Source organism: Pseudomonas sp. T8 (genome assembly GCF_024610635.1).
GTDB classification, from domain to species: Bacteria; Pseudomonadota; Gammaproteobacteria; order Pseudomonadales; family Pseudomonadaceae; genus Aquipseudomonas; species Aquipseudomonas chlororaphis_I.
The window spans coordinates 5204717-5223187 of the sequence record NZ_CP102374.1 but is presented as its reverse complement, the minus strand read 5'-3'; the positions used below and the strand labels follow the sequence as shown (position 1 = coordinate 5223187).

Annotated in this window: 12 protein-coding genes; 9 read left to right on the top strand and 3 right to left on the bottom strand. The window is 62.6% G+C overall.

Annotated features, from left to right (window positions below; genetic code table 11):
* Nucleotides 1-108 precede the first annotated feature (108 nt).
* Entirely contained in the window at nt 109-2547 is a 2439-nt protein-coding gene (locus tag NRG23_RS23620; protein ID WP_009050953.1) for a Lon protease family protein, read from the bottom strand.
* A 273-nt stretch (nt 2548-2820) separates the two neighbouring features.
* On the opposite strand from NRG23_RS23620, the gene NRG23_RS23615 reads away from it, so the two are divergent.
* The 4 genes from NRG23_RS23615 to NRG23_RS23600 all read left to right on the top strand — a co-directional run bounded on the left by NRG23_RS23615 (nt 2821) and on the right by NRG23_RS23600 (nt 6272).
* Nucleotides 2821-3309 carry a DUF3015 domain-containing protein gene (locus NRG23_RS23615; protein ID WP_007924760.1) on the top strand — a complete coding sequence of 163 codons (489 nt, stop codon included), beginning with the start codon at nt 2821-2823 and terminating at the stop codon, nt 3307-3309.
* Between the two features lie 94 nt (nt 3310-3403).
* Nucleotides 3404-5257 carry a DUF4105 domain-containing protein gene (locus NRG23_RS23610; protein WP_101283626.1) on the top strand — a complete coding sequence of 618 codons (1854 nt, stop codon included), beginning with the start codon at nt 3404-3406 and terminating at the stop codon, nt 5255-5257.
* 94 nt (nt 5258-5351) lie between these two features.
* Complete coding sequence (locus NRG23_RS23605; protein WP_009050955.1) at nt 5352-5705, top strand: hypothetical protein; 354 nt, start codon at nt 5352-5354, stop codon at nt 5703-5705.
* 72 nt (nt 5706-5777) lie between these two features.
* A complete protein-coding gene (locus tag NRG23_RS23600) occupies nt 5778-6272 on the top strand; it encodes a GreA/GreB family elongation factor (RefSeq protein ID WP_009050956.1) in 495 nt (164 codons plus the stop codon).
* Here the strand turns inward: NRG23_RS23600 and gdhA are convergent.
* Nucleotides 6269-7606, bottom strand: a complete 1338-nt coding sequence (gene gdhA, locus NRG23_RS23595; RefSeq protein ID WP_257372404.1) for an NADP-specific glutamate dehydrogenase — start codon at nt 7604-7606, stop codon at nt 6269-6271. The two genes, NRG23_RS23600 and gdhA, sit on opposite strands and share 4 nt — an antisense overlap.
* 372 nt (nt 7607-7978) lie before the next feature.
* Nucleotides 7979-9643, bottom strand: coding sequence for an energy-dependent translational throttle protein EttA (gene ettA, locus NRG23_RS23590; RefSeq protein WP_009050958.1), 1665 nt, complete (start codon nt 9641-9643; stop codon nt 7979-7981).
* A gap of 285 nt (nt 9644-9928) precedes the next feature.
* Between ettA and NRG23_RS23585 the strand changes: the two genes are divergently transcribed.
* The 5 genes from NRG23_RS23585 to NRG23_RS23565 all read left to right on the top strand — a co-directional run bounded on the left by NRG23_RS23585 (nt 9929) and on the right by NRG23_RS23565 (nt 18420).
* Entirely contained in the window at nt 9929-13768 is a 3840-nt protein-coding gene (locus NRG23_RS23585) for a bifunctional diguanylate cyclase/phosphodiesterase (protein ID WP_009050959.1), read from the top strand.
* Between the two features lie 187 nt (nt 13769-13955).
* Nucleotides 13956-15209 carry a serine hydroxymethyltransferase gene (gene glyA / locus NRG23_RS23580; protein WP_257372403.1) on the top strand — a complete coding sequence of 418 codons (1254 nt, stop codon included), beginning with the start codon at nt 13956-13958 and terminating at the stop codon, nt 15207-15209.
* Between the two features lie 354 nt (nt 15210-15563).
* Nucleotides 15564-16877: a C4-dicarboxylate transporter DctA gene (locus tag NRG23_RS23575; RefSeq protein WP_053269974.1), complete on the top strand. Its 1314-nt coding sequence runs from the start codon at nt 15564-15566 to the stop codon at nt 16875-16877.
* An 83-nt stretch (nt 16878-16960) separates the two neighbouring features.
* Complete coding sequence (locus NRG23_RS23570; protein WP_009050962.1) at nt 16961-17665, top strand: FadR/GntR family transcriptional regulator; 705 nt, start codon at nt 16961-16963, stop codon at nt 17663-17665.
* A 44-nt stretch (nt 17666-17709) separates the two neighbouring features.
* The gene (locus NRG23_RS23565) at nt 17710-18420 is read left to right on the top strand and encodes a GntR family transcriptional regulator (RefSeq protein ID WP_038635253.1); all 711 of its coding nucleotides are present in this window, start codon (nt 17710-17712) and stop codon (nt 18418-18420) included.
* Nucleotides 18421-18471: the final 51 nt, after the last annotated feature.

The following is an 18471-nucleotide window of genomic DNA, read 5'->3' as shown; positions in this document are numbered from 1 at the left end:
TGAGAAGCAAAGTTGACCGGCTGAACAGGCGCCGAATGGTCTATTCGAGAAAATTGACGCCAGCGGACCGGCGCCGCGACGAAGGCCGAGCCCTCGCCGCGGCATAGCTCATGCCGGCTTGGTTTGCGCCAATGCTTCTTGTGCCTGCTCTTTTTCCGCTTCCTTGAGATCGTCCTCGCTGATCATTTCCGCGATAACCCGCAGACGCTCCACCACCCGCGCGTTGACACTGCCTTCCGGGAACTGGCCATCCGCATCCGGCTCGCCCGCAGGCTCGCCGACCAGCAGGCTCAGGGCCTCGTCAGCCTGGCGCACGGCATACACGTGGAATTTCCCGGCGCGGACCGCTGCCAGTACCTTCTCGTCGAGCATCAGGGTGGCGACATTGGCGTGAGGAATGATCGCGCCCTGCTCGCCCGTCAGGCCCCGCGCTTCGCAGAGGCGGAAGAAGCCTTCGATCTTCTCGTTGACCCCACCAACCGCCTGCACTTCGCCGAACTGGTTGATCGACCCGGTAATGGCAAAACATTGCTTGAGCGGGGTTTTCGACAAGGCCGAGATCAGCGTGCACGCCTCGCCCAGCGACGCACTGTCACCATCGACATAACCGTAGGATTGCTCCAGCGCAATGCTTGCCGAGATCGCCAGGGGGAATTCCTGCGCGTAACGGCTGCCCAGGTAGCCGGTGAGAATCATCACGCCCTTGGAGTGAATCGGCTGGCCGAGATTGACCTCGCGCTCGATGTCGACGATACCGCTGCCCCCCGGATACACCGTGGCGGAAATCCGCGCCGGAATACCAAAGGCCGAGTCGCCCACTTCCAGTACGGTCAGGCCGTTGCACTTGCCCACGGCCGCGCCATCGGTGTCGATCAGAATGATCCCCGCCAGCATGTCGTCGAGAATCCGCGCCGAGACCCGCCCGGTACGGGTGGCCTTGGCTTTGAGCGCCCGTTCGATATGCCCGGCATCGGTCATCTCGTCCGAGGCCAGGTGACGGATGAAGTCCGCCTCGCTGACCAGCTGGAACAGATCGCCAATACGCGCCGACAAGCGCCCCTGGTGTTCCGCCAGCCGGGCGCTATAGGTCGCCAGGCGTGCCACCGCGTCCGCGGTCAGCGGCGCCATGCCTTCTTCGGAGGTGCGGGTTTTCAGCAGCTGGGCGAACTGTTCGAGGCTTTCGTCCACCATCGGGATGTCTTCGTCGAAGTCCACCAGCACGCGGAACATTTCCTGGAAGTCCGGATCCAGGTCCTGCAGCGTGTAGTACAGCTGGCGAGCACCGATGATCACGACCTTGACCTGCAGCGGGATGTGTTGCGGGGTCAGGGTCACGGTGGCCAGGCGCCCCAGTTCGCCCAGCGGCGATTCCATCTTCAGCTTGCGCGATTGCAGGGCCCGCTTGAGGGCATCCCAGACAAAGGGTTCGCTGAGCATCTTCTCGGCTTCGAGAATCAGGAAACCGCCGTTGGCCCGATGCAGGGCACCTGGACGCAACTGCCGGTAAGTGGTGTAGAGCGCGCCCTGGTCGGTGCTGTATTCGATGCGGCCAAACAGGTTGTCGTAGGTCGGGTGCGGCTCGAACACCACTGGCGCGCCGCCACTGGCCGGATGGCCGACCACCAGGCTCGGACCATATTGTTCTTCCAGCAGCTTGCGGGCCACGGCGTCGGTCTTGCTGTCGTCCACCAGTTGCTCGACCACGGTCTTGAGCAGGTACACCTGCATGGCTTGCAGGTAGCCACACACGCCGGCATTTTCCGCGTACTTCTCGGACAGCGGCGCCAGCAACGGCTGCAAGGCCAGGGTGATGGTTTCTTCGTTGAGGTGACGCAGCTGGTTGCTCGACTCGCGCTTCCACTGCGGCAGGCTCGCCAGTTCTTCGTTGAGGCGCTCCTCCAGGGCGGAAATGTCCTCGTGGAAACGCTCGCGATCGGCCTCGGGCAATTGCGCGAATTCAGCCTCGTCCAGCGCCTTGCCGTCGAGCATCGGGGTGAAGGCGATATTGCTGCTGTCGCGGTACAGCGCGACGTCCTTCTCCAGCGCCAGGCGCTCGATCACATCGAGGGCACGGTCGTAGCGCTGGTTGAACGCGCGGTCGATGGCGCTTTTCTTCTGTTGATAGGAGGGATGCTCGAAGACCGCCGGAAAGGTCGCCAGCAGGTTGTCGATCAGGCCGTTGATGTCACTGATGAACGCCCCCGCGGCCCCCGAAGGCAGCTCCAGTGCGCGCGGCTCGCGCGGCTCATCGAAATTGTTGACGTAGACCCAGTCGGACGGGGTCTGCAGGCGTTTGCCCTCAGCCTTCAGGTAGCGTTTGACGAAAGAGAAGCGACCAGTGCCGGGCTCGCCCATGACAAAGACGTTGTAACCGGGGCGTGGCATGGCCACGCCGAACTGCAAGGCTTCGACCGCACGTTCCTGGCCAAGCACACCGCGAAAGGGCTCCAAATCATTGGTGGTCGAGAAGCTGAACTGTTCAGCGGAAAACGGACGGGTCAGCGCTTCGGGCGCTAGACGCAAGCTGGCAGCAACAGGATCAGGCATCGGGCTTCCTTACATCAGGCGGGGCAGATGGGGCATTCTGGCGCCGGGTACAGCGGCTGGCAAGGCGCGAGGCAGCGAAAGCGCGGACAGATCCCAGGCGCCACGCGGACAGCATAAAAACCGTCTATTTCAAGGAATGTCATGCAAAAAAACACGGAACCCTTGGAATCTGCCTAAACTCCAAGCTGCGCGGCTGGACTAATAACCGGCCCACTGGCGCCGACATGGGCCAGAACCCTTGTCCATTGGTTTGCACACAAAGAGAACAAAGCTATGAAACGGATTCTTCTCGGTACTCTCTTCACCGCTGTTTCCATCAATGCAATGGCCCAAGCGCCAGGCGGTCCGGATTGTGGGTGGGGCAACCTGCTGTTCGAAGGACAGCGCGGCACTCCGGCTCACTTCCTGGCCTCCACCACCAACGGCACCTCCGGTAACGCGACCTTCGGTATGACTTCCGGCACCAACGGCTGCTCGACCAACAGCGCGCTGACTTACGGCGGCAAATCCTGGTTTGCCATGAATGGCATGATGAACGAGCTCTCCGAAGACATGGCCAAAGGTGAAGGCGAAGCGCTGACCACCTACGCCGTGGTTCTGGGCGTCGCTCCCGAAGACCGCGCGCACTTCGCCGCCGTCACCCACGAGCACTTCCAGCAGATCTTCAGCAAAGCCGACGTGACCGCGGAAGATGTGCACACCAACACCCTGGCCGTGCTGAAAAGCGATGCACGCCTGGCCAAATACGCCACCCCGGCTTAATCTCGACCCGCCCGCTCTTTTCGGGGAGCGGGCTTTTGTTTTTCGGACATGACCCCTCCCGGGTCTTTGTTTTTTCCGACTCAAGTTGCCCACCATGCTCAAACGCCTTGCCTCCCTGGCGCTCTGTGTCTGCGCCCCGCTGTCCGCCGCGCCACAAATCGACCACTCACGTTTGCAGCAACTGGCCAACGATCCGTTCTGGATTTCCCTTGGCCACTACGAAACCGCCAAGCTCGGAGGCTGGCGCAGTTATGTCAGCGACCCGAAGTTTTTCCTCGCCAGCGACGGCGCCGAACACCCCGACGCCGAACTCAAGGCCACGCTGAACGCGCTCTACGCCCCCGCCAGCAGCGGCAACCAGCATGCTCAATGCGTGTACCCCGCCCGCACCCGCTGGCTCAAGGCCCAACTGAGCCTGAGCGATCTGCCGACGGTGGACTGCAATGAGTTCAACCAGTGGTTCAAGGACGTCGCGCCCCACAGCACGGTGATGATTTTCCCGGCGGCCTACCTGAACAGCCCGTCGTCGATGTTCGGCCATACCCTGCTGCGCATCGACCAGGCCGATGTGCAAAGCAACCACACCGCCCTGCTCAGCTACGCGATCAACTTCGGCGCCTATATCGAAGGCTCGGACAACAGCATTCTCTACGCCTGGAAAGGCCTGATGGGCGGCTACCCCGGGCTGTTCGCCCTGGTGCCCTACCAGGAGAAGCTCTCGGAATACCGCAGCCTGGAAAACCGCGACCTGTGGGAATACCGGCTGAACCTGACCCAGGCGGAAACCGAACGCATGGTCGAGCATGTCTGGGAACTGAAGCAGATCAAGTTCGACTACTTCTTCTTCGACGAGAACTGCTCTTACCGTTTGCTCGAGCTGCTGCAAGTGGCGCGCCCCAGCCTGCGCCTGACCGGACAATTCCCGTTGACGGCGATTCCCACCGACACTGTCAAGGCGGTGAAGGAAGCCGGCCTGGTGGAGAAAATCGAGTACCGCCCGTCCCGCGAACGTGAGCTGCTGGAGCGCGCCAAGCCGCTGAGCAACGACGAGCAACAATGGGTGCTGAAGGTCAGCGCCGACCAGCAACAGCTGCAGGAGCCGGCCTTCAAGGCCCTGCCACGGGACCGCCAGGCACTGATCATCGATGCGGCCTATCGCCTCGAGCGCTACCGGGCCAACGGTCAGGAGCGCGATCCGCAACGGGCGCAGCGCAGTTTCGAACTGTTGCGGGCGATCAACCGCAACCCGCCGCCCGAACTGTCCATCGAACGCCCAGGCCTGCCGGAAGACGGCCATGAATCGCGCACCTGGCAGGTCGGCGTGGGCACCCGCGGCGACCAGGCTTTTGGCGAATACGGGCTGCGCATGGCCTATCACGACCTCAACGACAACGCCGAAGGTTTCCCCCTGGGCGCACAGATCGAAATCCTGCAGATGAAGCTGCGCCAGTACGAAGGCAACAATTGGCAGCTGCAGCAACTGGACCTGGCGACCATTCGCTCACTGACGCCGCGCAACGAACTGCTGCAACCCTGGTCCTGGCAGGTCACCGGCGGCCTGGAGCGAGTGCCGGGCAAACACGACGATGAAACCCTGGTCAGCCATGTCAACGGTGGCGGTGGCGGCACCTGGCAGCTCAGCGAGAACATGCTCGGCTTCGCCCTGGGCACCGTGCGCATCGAGCACAACGCCGATTTCGCCGGTTTCATCACTCCGGCGGCCGGCTTCAACACCGGCCTGCTGTGGAAAAACCCGCTGGGCAATTTCAGCGTCGAAGCCAAGGGCGACTACTTCACCAACGGTGAGGTACGCCGCAGCTTGAGCCTCAACCAGCAATGGGAGCTATCACGCAACCTGGGCCTGCGCCTGAGCGCCCAGCGCGAGTTCAGCCACCTGGCCACGGCGGAAAACGAGGTGATGCTGGAGCTGAAGTGGTACCACTACTGACCCCCGGTCGCATTCTCACCGCGCTTTCACAAACCACTGACGAATCCCCTTCTAGACTTTCTCTATGAGCCGTTGAGCGGCGTGGGAGTCAGAGATGTGGCGGTATGCGGTGGTGGCATGGCTGGCGTTGCTGAGCGGTTGTGAGACGACCCACGAACAGTTGCTCAAGCAGGGTTATCCACCGGCCTTCGCCGACGGCTTCGATGACGGCTGCGCCAGCGGTCGCCAGGCCGCCGGGGCGATCAACGGCGAATTTCGCAAGAACGTGCCGCGCTACCTCAAGGACCCGCAATACGCCGAGGGCTGGAGCGACGGTTTTCGCCAGTGCCAGGCCATGCTGGAAAACCAGGATCGCAATGACTATCGGCAGCGTCACTGGGACGAACGCGAACGCGCCTGGCGAGAGGAAAAAGACCGCGACGCCGCGCGAGCCTATCGCTCGCAGTAAGTCGCTTTCAGACATGGCCCGAAACCAAAAGGCTGCGACCATGGCCCAAACCTTCATTACGGGAAAACGCCCATGAGCCGAGCCTTCGTCAATGAGGAACTGACTGCCGCCCAGGCCGACCAGCCCGTGGAGCGGCAGATCAGCGCGCAGCCCAACTACGTCACCCCACAGGGCCTGAGCGAACTGCAGGCCAAGGTCGCGTTCCTGCAAACCCGGCACAACCAACAGTCGGCGCTGGGCGACCAGGCGGACCCACAGCAACTGGCCGATATCGAACGCGACCTGCGCTACTTCAACCAACGCCTGCAAAGCGCCCAGGTGGTTCCCCAGGCGACATCGCGCTCGAAAGTGCAGATCGGCAGCCGGGTCATCTTCGCCGACGAGCACGGTACCGAGCAGTGTGTGCAACTGGTGGGAGAGGATCAGGCCGATGTCGCCAAGGGCCTGATCAATTGGGGCTCGCCGCTGGGCCGCGCGCTGCTGGGCACCCAGCTTGGCGATGAAGTGCTGTGGCAGCGCCCGGCGGGCGATCAGTTGATCGAGGTGATCCGCATCGACCCGGCTTAAACCACGCCCTGGGCCAGCATGGCATCGGCGACCTTGACGAAGCCGGCGATGTTCGCCCCTTTGACGTAGTTGATCCGGCCGTTTTCTTCGCCGTAATGCACGCAGGCGTGGTGGATCGACTGCATGATGCCGTGCAGCTTGCTGTCCACCTCGCCGGCGCTCCACAGCAGACGCATGGCGTTCTGCGACATCTCCAGCCCGCTGACCGCCACGCCCCCGGCGTTGGACGCCTTGCCCGGGGCGAACAGAATGCCGGCCTCGATAAAGATATCCACAGCCTCCAGGGTGGTCGGCATGTTCGCCCCTTCAGCCACGCATATGCAGCCATTGCGCAGCAGCGCGCGTGCCGACTCGGCGTCCAGCTCGTTCTGGGTGGCGCACGGCAGCGCGATATCGCAGGGCAGCGCCCAGGGGTGCTGACCGGCGAGGAACTCGAGGTTGAACTGCGTCGCCAGCTCGCTGATGCGCCCGCGCTTGACGTTCTTCAGCTCCAGCACCGCCTGCCATTGCTCCTCGGTCAACCCGGCCTCGCAGTACAACGTGCCTTCGGAGTCCGACAGGGAGATCACCTTGCCGCCCAGGTCCATGACTTTGCGCGCCGCGTATTGCGCCACGTTGCCGGAACCGGAAATCGCCACGCGCTTGCCTTCCACCCGACCGTCACGGCGCTTGAGCATTTCTTCGGCGAAGTACACACAGCCGAAACCAGTGGCCTCCGGACGGATCAGGCTGCCGCCATAACTCATGCCCTTGCCGGTCAGCACCGACGTGAACTGGTTGCTCAGGCGCTTGTACTGGCCGAACAGAAAGCCGATTTCCCGGGCGCCCACGCCGATGTCCCCCGCCGGCACGTCCACGTCCGAACCGATATGGCGATACAGCTCGCTCATGAAGGCCTGGCAGAAGCGCATCACCTCGGCGTCGCTCTTGCCCTTCGGATCGAAGTCCGAGCCACCCTTGCCGCCGCCCATGGGCAGCGAGGTCAGGGAGTTCTTGAAGGTCTGCTCGAAGGCGAGGAATTTCAGCACCCCCAGATTGACCGAAGGGTGGAAACGCAAACCGCCCTTGTACGGGCCGATGGCGCTGTTCATCTGGATGCGGAACCCGCGATTGACCTGGACCTTGCCCTGATCGTCGACCCACGACACACGGAACACCACCGCCCGCTCCGGCTCGCAGATACGCTCGAGAATGCCCGAGGTCAGGTAATGCGGATTGGCCTCCAGGAATGGCCACAGGCTGCGCAGCACCTCTTCCACCGCCTGGTGGAATTCAGGCTGGTCCGGGTCGCGCTTTTTCAGGCGGGCGAGGAAGTCTTCGACGGATTCGATCATGGGAAAGTCTCGGCAAATTTATTGTCGTTAACGGAGATTTGCCCGGGACTTTAGCAACTCGAACAGCACCATGACAGAGCAAAATGTCGCAGTTATGAATTTAAATGGTGCAATAGATATAAATACTTGGCTGTTTTCGGCCTTTTACGCACCATTCAAGGGATCTAAACCACAGGCCTCGCCCCACGATGGGCAGCTCGAAAATTGGCGGTGCCAGTCAGGGCGCATCGCGAGCAAGCTCGCTCCTACAAGAACGACACAGCCCCTGTAGGAGCGAGCTTGCTCGCGATAAGAGCCGCAGGCTCCACCTGGAAACACGCGCAAAAAAAACGGAGCCCGAAGGCTCCGTTTCTTTCAAGCAACCGACCCGGGTCAGGCCAGTTTCTTGTAACGCACGCGGTGCGGTTGGGCTGCAGCGTCGCCGAGGCGCTTCTTGCGATCGGCTTCGTACTCGGTGTAGTTGCCTTCGAAGAACACCGCTTGCGAGTCGTCTTCGTACGCCAGGATGTGGGTCGCGACACGGTCAAGGAACCACCGGTCGTGGGAGATCACAATGGCGGCGCCCGGGAAGTCCAGCAGGGCTTCTTCCAGGGAACGCAGGGTTTCGACGTCGAGGTCGTTGGACGGTTCGTCGAGCAGCAGGACGTTGCCGCCCTCCTTCAGGGTCAGGGCCAGGTGCAGACGACCACGCTCACCACCGGACAGGTCCTTGACGAACTTCTGCTGGTCGCCGCCCTTGAAGTTGAAACGACCGACGTAGGTACGCGACGGGATCTCGTAGCTGCCGATGCGAATCTGGTCGGAGCCGTCGGAGATCTGCTGGAACACGGTCTTGCTGCCGTCCAGGTCCTCGCGGCTCTGGTCGACGCAAGCCAGTTGCACGGTTTCACCGACTTCGATGCTGCCCGAGTCCGGCGTTTCCTTGCCCATCAGCATGCGGAACAGGGTGGATTTACCCGCGCCGTTACCGCCGATCACGCCGACGATGGCGCCTTTGGGCATGGAGAACGACAGGTTGTCGATCAGCACGCGATCGCCGTAGCCCTTGGTGACGTTCTTGAACTCGATGACCTTGTCGCCCAGGCGCGGACCGGCCGGGATGTAGATCTCGTTGGTTTCGCTGCGCTTCTGGAATTCCTGCGATTGCATTTCTTCGAAGCGGGCCAGACGGGCCTTGGATTTCGACTGGCGAGCCTTGGCGCCTTTGCGCACCCACTCCAGTTCTTCCTTCATGGCCTTTTCATGGGCCGACTGCTGCTTGGATTCCTGGGCCAGACGATCGGACTTGGCTTCCAACCAGCCCGAATAGTTGCCCTCGTAAGGAATGCCCGCGCCGCGGTCGAGCTCGAGGATCCAGCCGGCGACGTTGTCCAGGAAGTAACGGTCGTGCGTGATCGCAACCACGGTGCCCGGGAAGTCGTGGAGGAAGTGCTCCAGCCAGGCCACGGAATCGGCGTCCAGGTGGTTGGTCGGTTCGTCGAGCAGCAGCATGTCCGGGGCGGACAGCAGCAGGCGGCACAGGGCCACGCGACGTTTTTCACCACCGGACAGGTGTTCGACCTTGGCGTCCCAGGCCGGCAGGCGCAGCGCATCGGCGGCGACTTCCAGCTGGCGCTCCAGGTTGTGGCCATCACTGGCCTGCAGGATCGCTTCGAGCTTGGCCTGCTCGGCGGCCAGCTTGTCGAAGTCGGCATCCGGATCGGCGTAGGCCGCGTAGACCTCGTCCAGGCGTGCCTGGGCGTCCTTGATCACGCTGACCGCTTCCTCGACCACTTCACGCACGGTCTTGGCCGGGTCCAGCTGAGGTTCCTGGGGCAGGTAGCCGATGTTCAGCTCGGGCATCGGACGGGCTTCGCCCTCGAACTCGGTGTCGACGCCCGCCATGATTTTCAGCAGGGTGGACTTACCCGAACCGTTGAGGCCCAGCACGCCGATCTTGGCGCCCGGGAAGAACGACAGAGAAATGTTTTTCAGGATTTCCCGCTTCGGCGGAACAACTTTTCCCAGCCGATGCATGGTGAAGACGTATTGAGCCATGATGAACCTAGCGTCAGTGACTGATGAATGAAGAGCGGGCGAAGCCCGGGCCAGGCCATGCGCGGCGCCGGCATTTGATCGCGATCAATGCCTGCGTACGGAAAAAGCCTGATTGTCTGGAGCTGGAGCGCTCCCGCGTAACCGGCAAAGCTACCTCAATGGCCGGGCAAGGTCCAGCCAGCCAGGGCTGGCACTTTGCCACAACTCAAGGCATGCTAGCCGCCCTTCGGGCGTCCGGCTTATAGTGCACGTCGCGCCAGTCCAGCCAAACCGCAGGATCACAGTTTGTCCAATGCCACTCCGCCCTCTTCCCTGCGCGCAACTGCGCCTGCGTCCGGCTCGCCCCTGCGCGGTACCCTGAAAGGCGTGCTGGCGACCCTGGTCCTGTTGCTGCTCGCCCTGCTGTTCTGGCAACTGCTCGACCAACTGCAACAGACCCGCAAAGACCAGCGTCAACACGCAATCGACTACAACGCCGACCTGGCCGAACACATCAGCCTCAACCTGGCGCTCAATGCGCAGATCGCCCTTAACCTGCTGCCGATCATCGAGCCACCCCAGAATGCCGAACAGCAGCAACTGCTGCTGAAGAAGCTGCAATTGTCCCTGCCCGACCTGCAAAGCATCGCGCTGCTGGATGCCAAGGGCCAGCTCATCAGTGACAGCGACGCCGACGGCCAGGACGCCGCCTGGCTCGCCGAGCTGACCAGCCGCAGCCGGGGCCAGCGCTACTACTACAGCAATGCCAGCCACGGCGCGCTGGTCCAACTGCTGCTGCACCAGCCCAGCGGTGCACTCAAGAGTTACTGGGTGCTGCGCCTGGCTCCCTCCTTCGCCCAGTCCCTGAGCCCCAGCCCCGACCAGGGTTTCCAACCGACCTGGGTCATTGAAAACCGCCTGAACCAGAAAGCCCTCAGTCGCGACGACGGCAGCAGCACCCCGGTGACCACCGACGACATAGCCAACAGCGTGCTGGTCGCGCCGCTGGGCAACAGCGACTGGCAATTGCGCGGCCTGTTCGACGATCGCGCGGTGATCGAGCAACTGTTGCCGGCGTTTATCGCCAAGTGCCTGCTGGGGCTGGCGTTCTCCCTGCTGCCGGTGATTGCGCTGCTGAACATGCGCCGCCGCCAGCGTCAGCTGCACGAAGGGCGCCGGCGCTACCAGGACATTTTCGAAGGCACCGGGGTCGCCCTCTGCGTCCTGGATATCTCCGGGCTGCCGGCATTTCTCGACAAGGCGCAACTGCACGACAGCGAACAGCTCAAGGCCTGGCTGGAGCACAACCCACAGCAGCGCCAGCTGCTGCTGGAAGAACTGCGCGTCACCGAGGTCAATCAGGTGGCCTTGCGGCTGCTCAACGTCGACTCCTGCGAGCAGGCCTGGAAACTGCTGATCGAAGGCAGCCCGCTCCACAGCAGCGCCATCGGCAACCAGCTGCTGGAAACCGTGATCAACCAGCACAAACAGCTGGAGCTGGAAATCCGCCTCAGCGACGCCCAGGGCCATGACCAGCACTTGTGGCTGGTGCTGCGCCTGCCGGAAGACCCGGCCGACTACCGGGCGGTGATCCTCAGCATCAGCGACATCACCAGCCGCAAGCTCATCGAGCTGTCGCTGCTGGAGCGCGAGGGCTTCTGGTCGGACGTGGTGCGCACTGTGCCGGACCACCTTTATGTGCAGGACGTCATCAGCCAGCGGATGATCTTCAGCAACCACCACCTGGGCCAGACCCTCGGCTACAACAAGACCGAACTGCACCAGATGGGTGAGTACTTCTGGGAAATCCTCCTGCACCCGGAAGACGCCGACCTCTATCACCGCCTGCGCCAGGAACAGCGGCATGCCGGCTACCTGCAATTGCTGCAGTGCCATTTGCGCTTTCGCCACCGCAGCGGCCAATGGCGCTGTTTCGACATCCGCGAACAGGCCCTGGCGCGGGACAAGTACGACCAGGTCACGCGCATCATCGGCGTGGCCAAGGACATCACCGACCAGATCGAGGCCAGCGAATCCCTGCGCGACAGCGAACGGCGCTATCGCATGCTCGCCGAAAGCATCAGCGACGTGATTTTCTCCACCGACAGCCAGATGGCCCTCAACTATGTCAGCCCCTCGGTGCAGTCGGTACTGGGCTATGACGCCGAGTGGATCTTCCAGAACGGCTGGCAATCGACCATCGCCAACCCGCAACAGCTGACCGGCATCTATGCCCTGATGGAGCGGGTCAGCAAGGCCCTGGACAAACCCGAGCAACTGGCGCGATTGCGCAACCAGGTGCAGACCCAGTTGTTCCTGTTCGACTGCCTGCGGGCCGACGGGCGCAAGATTCCGATCGAGCTGCGCCTGGTGCTGGTGTGGGACGAACACGGTGCCTTCGAAGGCGTGCTCGGGGTCGGCCGCGATATCAGCCAGCAGCGCCGCGCGGAAAAAGACCTGCGCATGGCAGCCACGGTATTCGAGCACTCGACCTCGGCGATCCTGATCACCGACCCTGCGGGCTACATCGTCCAGGCCAACGAGGCATTCAGCCGGGTCAGCGGCTACGCGGTGTCCCAGGTGCTCGACCAGTTGCCGAACATGCTCACCGTCGACGAACAGCAGGAAGCCCACCTGCGCTATGTGCTCAAGCAGCTGCACCAGCACAGCACCTGGGAAGGCGAAGTCTGGCTCAAGCGCCGTAACGGCGAGCACTATCCGGCCTGGGTCGGCATCACCGCGGTGCTCGATGACGAAGGCGACCTGGCCAGCTATGTGTGCTTCTTCACCGACATCAGCGAACGCAAGGCCAGCGAGCAGCGCATTCACCGCCTGGCCTACTACGACGCCCTGACCCACCTGCCCAACCGCACGCTGTTCCAGGACCGCCTGCACACCGCCCTGCAGTCGGCGGAGCGGCAAAAGTCCTGGGTGGTGCTGATGTTCCTCGACCTGGACCGCTTCAAGCCGATCAACGACTCCCTGGGCCACGCCGCGGGCGACCGCATGCTCAAGGAAATGGCCACCCGCCTGCTCGATTGCGTCGACGATGACGACACCGTGGCGCGCATGGGTGGCGATGAGTTCACCTTGCTCCTGCAACCGCGGACCAGCCGCGAGATCGCCCTGAACCGGGCGATCCACGTCGCCGAGCAGATTCTCGCCAGCCTGGTGAAGCCGTTCGTGCTCGAAGGCCGTGAGTTCTTCGTCACCGCCAGTATCGGCATCGCCCTCAGCCCGCAGGACGGCAACGAGCTGAGCCAGCTGATGAAAAACGCCGACACCGCGATGTACCACGCCAAGGAGCGCGGCAAGAACAACTTCCAGTTCTACCAGGCCGACATGAACGCCAGCGCCCTGGAACGCCTGGAGCTGGAAAGCGACCTGCGCCACGCCCTGGAACAGCAGGAATTCATCCTGTACTACCAGCCGCAGTTCAGCGGCGACGGCAAGCGCCTGACCGGTGCCGAGGCGCTGCTGCGCTGGCGCCATCCGCGGCGCGGGCTGGTACCGCCGGGAGACTTCATCCCGGTGCTCGAAGAGCTGGGGCTGGTGGTGGATGTCGGCGACTGGGTGATCAGCGAAGCCTGTCGCCAACTCAAGGCCTGGCACCAGGCCAAGGTCCGGGTGCCGAAGGTCTCGGTGAACATCTCGGCCCGCCAGTTCTCCGACGGCCAGCTGGGCATGCGGATCGCCACCATCCTCAAGGACACCGGCCTGCCGCCGGCCTGCCTGGAGCTGGAACTGACCGAAAGTATCCTGATGCGCGAAGTCAGCGAAGCGATGCAGATCCTCGACGGCCTGAAGAACCTCGGCCTGAGCATCGCGGTCGACGACTTCGGCACCGGCTATTCATCGCTGAACTACCTCAAGCAGTTCCCCATCGACGTGTTAAAGATCGACCGCACCTTCGTCGATGGCCTGCCGTCCGGCGAGCAGGACGCGCAGATCGCCCGCGCCATCATCGCCATGGCCCACAGCCTGAACCTGGCGGTGATCGCCGAGGGCGTGGAAACCCATGAGCAGTTGGACTTTCTGCGTGAGCACGGCTGTGACGAAGTCCAGGGCTATCTGTTCGGTCGGCCGATGCCGGCCAACAGCTTCGAAGGGCAGTTCAGCAACGACGCGCTGTTCATGTTCGACTAAAAAGCAGCGGCAAGCTTCAAGCGACGAGCGGCAAGATAGAAGCCGTTCGCCTGCAGGCTTCTAGCTTGCGGCTTGCAGCTTTCCACTTGAAGCTGATTTGCGTGCGACATGATGTCCTTTCATATGCCATCTAAAACCCGTTGGGTTAGAATGCCTCCCTTTTCTGCCCCGATCCTTGAGGACCGCCATGTTCAGCCGTGATTTGACTATTGCCAAGTACGACGCCGATCTCTTTGCCGCCATGGAGCAAGAAGCCCAGCGCCAGGAAGAGCACATTGAGCTGATCGCTTCGGAAAACTACACCAGCCCTACGGTGATGGAAGCTCAAGGCTCGGTACTGACCAACAAGTACGCCGAAGGTTACCCAGGCAAGCGTTACTACGGCGGCTGCGAATACGTCGACGTGGTTGAGCAACTGGCCATCGACCGCGCCAAGGAGCTGTTCGGCGCCGACTACGCCAACGTCCAGCCGCACGCTGGCTCGCAAGCCAACGCCGCCGTTTACCTGGCGCTGCTGTCGGCTGGCGACACCATCCTGGGCATGAGCCTGGCCCACGGCGGTCACCTGACCCACGGCGCCAGCGTTTCCTCCTCCGGCAAGCTGTACAACGCCATCCAGTACGGCATCGATGCCAACGGCCTGATCGACTACGACGAAGTCGAGCGCCTGGCGGTCGAGCACAAGCCGAAAATGATCGTGGCCGGTTTCTCTGCCTACTCGCAGGTTCTGGACTTCCCACGCTTCCGCGAAATCGCCGACAAGGTCGGTGCTTACCTGTTCGTCGACATGGCTCACGTAGCCGGTCTGGTCGCCGCTGGCGTCTATCCGAACCCGGTGCCTTTCGCCGACGTGGTCACCACCACCACCCACAAGACCCTGCGCGGTCCACGTGGCGGCCTGATCCTGGCTCGCGCCAACGCCGACATCGAGAAGAAGCTGAACTCCGCGGTATTCCCGGGCGCCCAGGGCGGCCCGCTGGAGCACGTGATCGCGGCCAAGGCGATCTGCTTCAAGGAAGCGCTACAGCCTGAGTTCAAGGCCTACCAGCAACAAGTGGTGAAGAACGCCCAGGCCATGGCCGGCGTGTTCATCGAGCGCGGTTTCGACGTGGTTTCCGGCGGTACTCAGAACCACCTGTTCCTGCTGTCGCTGATCAAGCAGGAAATCTCCGGTAAAGACGCCGACGCCGCTCTGGGCAAGGCCTTCATCACCGTGAACAAGAACTCCGTGCCAAACGACCCACGCTCCCCGTTCGTCACCTCCGGCCTGCGCTTCGGTACTCCGGCAGTGACCACTCGCGGCTTCAAGGAAGCCGAGTGCAAGGAACTGGCTGGCTGGATCTGCGACATCCTGGCCGACCTGAACAACGAAGCGGTGATCGACGCCGTTCGTGAGAAAGTCAAAGCCATCTGCAAGAAGCTGCCGGTATACGGCGCCTGATTCGCAGAGCGTTGCATGAAAAGCCCGGCCTTCGCGCCGGGCTTTTTTTCGTCCGCGAATTGTCTGGCCCGGGACTTGTAGCCGCTGCCGAAGGCTGCGATCGGCCGGCACGGCCGTGACACTTTGAGGATCGCAGAAAGGCCTTCGGCCTTATCGCAGCCTGCGGCAGCGGCTACAGGACCAGCACCACTGGTCAGACCGGTCATGCCAATTTTCGGATCTGCCCTTGTATTCGCGGGAAAATCGGGCATAGACTGCGCCTGCACTGGACATACCGGTAAGACCACAATAATTAAGTCCCGAATCTGATGCGCTCCGCGCACGGCAGCCGGGACACCGACCAGGATTCCCCTCATGCTCAGATGGTGCTCGCGTTCGATTTTCCTCCAGGTAGTCCTCGGACTGATGCTCGGCATCGTGTGCGGACTGACACTTCCCGAATACTCCTCGCAACTCAAGCCACTGGGCGATGCCTTTATCAAGCTGATCAAGATGCTGATCGGCCTGATCGTCTTCTGTGTGGTGGTCAGTGGCATCTCCGGCGCCGGCGACCTGAAAAAGGTCGGACGCATCGGGCTCAAATCCGTCATCTACTTCGAAGTCCTGACCACCATCGCCCTGGTGATCGGCCTGGTCTTCGCCTTCACCACCGGCATCGGCAGCGGCGCCAATATCCATCTGGAACAGCTGTCCGCCGCCGACATGGGCGACATCGCCCAGCGCAGCCACCACATGCATGGCACCTCTGAGTTCCTGATGGGGCTGATCCCCAACTCGGTACTGGGCGCCTTCGCCGAAAACAATATCCTGCAAGTGCTGCTGTTCTCCGTACTCTTCGGCAGTGCGTTGAACCTGGTGGGCGAAGCGGCTTCCGGCATCTCGCGGCTGATCAACGAACTCAGCCACATCATCTTCCGCATCATGGGCATGATCGTGCGCCTGGCGCCGATCGGCGTGTTCGGCGCCATCGCCTTCACCACCAGCAAGTACGGCCTGGACTCGCTACAGCACCTGGGCAGCCTGGTGGGCCTGTTCTACCTGACCTGCTTCGCGTTCGTGGCCGTCATTCTCGGCATGGTCATGCGCTGTTCCGGCCTGCGCATGCTGCCCTTCCTCAAATACCTGCGCGAAGAGCTGCTGATCGTCCTCGGCACCGCCTCCTCCGACGCCGTACTGCCACAGATCATGCGCAAACTGGAGCACCTGGGCATCGGCAGCTCCACGGTCGGCCTGGTCATCCCGACGGGCTACTCGTTCAACCTCGACGGTTTCTCGATCTACCTGACCCTGGCCATCGTCTTCATCGCCAATGCCACCGGTACGCCGTTGTCGATGTCCGATTTGCTGACCATCCTGCTGGTGTCGCTGATCACCTCCAAAGGCGCCCACGGGATTCCCGGCTCGGCGCTGGTGATCCTGGCCGCCACCCTGACGGCAATCCCGGCCATTCCGGTGGTGGGCCTGGTGCTGGTGCTGGCGGTGGACTGGTTCATGGGCATCGGCCGGGCGCTGACCAACCTGATCGGCAACTGCGTCGCCACCGTGGCCATTGCCCGCTGGGAAAGAGACATCGATATCCAACGCGCCAACAAAGTCCTGAGCGGCCAGCAGGGCTATGGTTTCCAACCGCGAAAACCGCTGCCCGGCGCGCAGCAGCAGGAGTTCTGAGGCATGCCTTGTGCCTGTCGCCGGCAGGCACAACAATCAGCGCCTGCCATGGGCCTCATCCGCCATATACCAGGGAGTGAACAGTGATCACCTCGTCAACGGTTGTAAATTCAGTGGTAGAAAAGCTGCGCGCGGCCTTGGCCCGTGGCCAATGGCGCTCCGGCGACATGCTGCCGGGGCAACGTGAATTGGCCGAGCAGCTGGGCATCAGCCGCCCGAGCCTGCGCGAGGCGGTGACTGTTCTGGAAACCCTGGGCCTGGTGCGTTCCATGCCCGGCAAAGGCGTGGTGGTCCTGGAGGCCAGCCTCAACGAACAACCGGCCAGCGACAGCGGCGTGGCGGGTGCCAGCCTCGAGGACGTGCTGCAACTGCGCTACACCCTCGAACCCTTCATCGTCGGCCTGGTGGCGCAATCCATCAGCAGCAAGGAAGTGGGCCAGCTGCGCCTGACCCTGATGGACATGCGCGAAGCCCTGGAGGCCAACGACAGCGAAGCCGGGATGAACGCCTACATCGCCTTCCATGAAGAACTGTTCACCCTGACCTCCAACCCGATCTTCCAGAACGTGGTGCAGCAAACCAGCAATGCCCTGAAGCAGAGCGCGGAAATCCTGCGCAACTCGCCGGAGCACCTGGCCGAACGCCTGGAAGAAAACGAAGCGGTGGTCCGGGCGATCCGCAACAAGAACAGCGCATTGGCCAGTGCCGAAATGCGCCGGCACATCCTCAAGGAAGGCCAGCGCATGGGCATCGAGCTGAACATCCCGGACGACCATCTGGGCAACTAAGCCGCACAACACTTTCGTATCGGTAACCGGACTGGAGACAGGCCATGGTCAGCTACGCCTTGAACAAACTTGCATTCCCCCTCCCCGGTGCCCTGCCACGGCGCCGCACCGGCGAGAAAAAACTGCTGGTCGACGATGTCTATCCGCAGATTTTCGATGCCATTCTCGAACAACGCATCGCCCCCGCCAGCCGTTTCACCGAGGACAGCCTCGGCGAAGTGTTCGGGGTCAGTCGCAGCATCATTCGCCAGGTCCTGGCGCGTTTGTCCCACCAGCAGGTGATTATCCTGCGGCCCAACCACCGTCCCCAGGTGGCAGCACCGGACCATGAACAGACGCGGCAGATCCTGCACGCCCGCCGCCTGACGGAAATCACCCTGGTCAGGCTCGCCTGCCAGCAACCGGCGCCGCGCAACCTCAAGCGTTTGCGGGAGCTGATCGCCGCTGAGCGCGACTGCATCGACCGCGGCTTGCGTGGCCCGGCGATCCGCCTGTCCGGCGAGTTCCACCTGCAATTGGCCGAGGTGGCCGGCAACGCGCCGCTGGCGCATTTCCTCGGCAGCCTGGTGCCGCTGACGTCACTGGCGATTGCCCACCATGAAACCCGCGCCTGCAGCCATTGCGCCTGGCAGGAACATGCGGCGATTGTCGACGCTATCGAAGACGGTGACGTCAAGGCCGCGGTCGCCTTGATGACCGGGCACCTGGATCACCTGGAGGACAGGTTGCTCAAGGCCAGTGCAGGATCGAAATAACACGCTGAGTCTGAGATCGTTTCGCGAGCAAGCTCGCTCCTACAGGTAGGA

Excerpts from the sequence above, each read along its gene's own strand:
- NRG23_RS23575 (WP_053269974.1), top strand. The coding sequence starts at position 15,564 with ATGCTCAGATGGTGCTCGCGTTCGATTTTCCTCCAGGTAGTCCTCGGA.
- NRG23_RS23620 (WP_009050953.1), bottom strand. The coding sequence starts at position 2,547 with ATGCCTGATCCTGTTGCTGCCAGCTTGCGTCTAGCGCCCGAAGCGCTG.
- NRG23_RS23610 (WP_101283626.1), top strand. The coding sequence starts at position 3,404 with ATGCTCAAACGCCTTGCCTCCCTGGCGCTCTGTGTCTGCGCCCCGCTG.
- NRG23_RS23565 (WP_038635253.1), top strand. The coding sequence starts at position 17,710 with ATGGTCAGCTACGCCTTGAACAAACTTGCATTCCCCCTCCCCGGTGCC.
- ettA (WP_009050958.1), bottom strand. The coding sequence starts at position 9,643 with ATGGCTCAATACGTCTTCACCATGCATCGGCTGGGAAAAGTTGTTCCG.
- NRG23_RS23600 (WP_009050956.1), top strand. The coding sequence starts at position 5,778 with ATGAGCCGAGCCTTCGTCAATGAGGAACTGACTGCCGCCCAGGCCGAC.
- NRG23_RS23605 (WP_009050955.1), top strand. The coding sequence starts at position 5,352 with ATGTGGCGGTATGCGGTGGTGGCATGGCTGGCGTTGCTGAGCGGTTGT.
- glyA (WP_257372403.1), top strand. The coding sequence starts at position 13,956 with ATGTTCAGCCGTGATTTGACTATTGCCAAGTACGACGCCGATCTCTTT.
- NRG23_RS23615 (WP_007924760.1), top strand. The coding sequence starts at position 2,821 with ATGAAACGGATTCTTCTCGGTACTCTCTTCACCGCTGTTTCCATCAAT.
- gdhA (WP_257372404.1), bottom strand. The coding sequence starts at position 7,606 with ATGATCGAATCCGTCGAAGACTTCCTCGCCCGCCTGAAAAAGCGCGAC.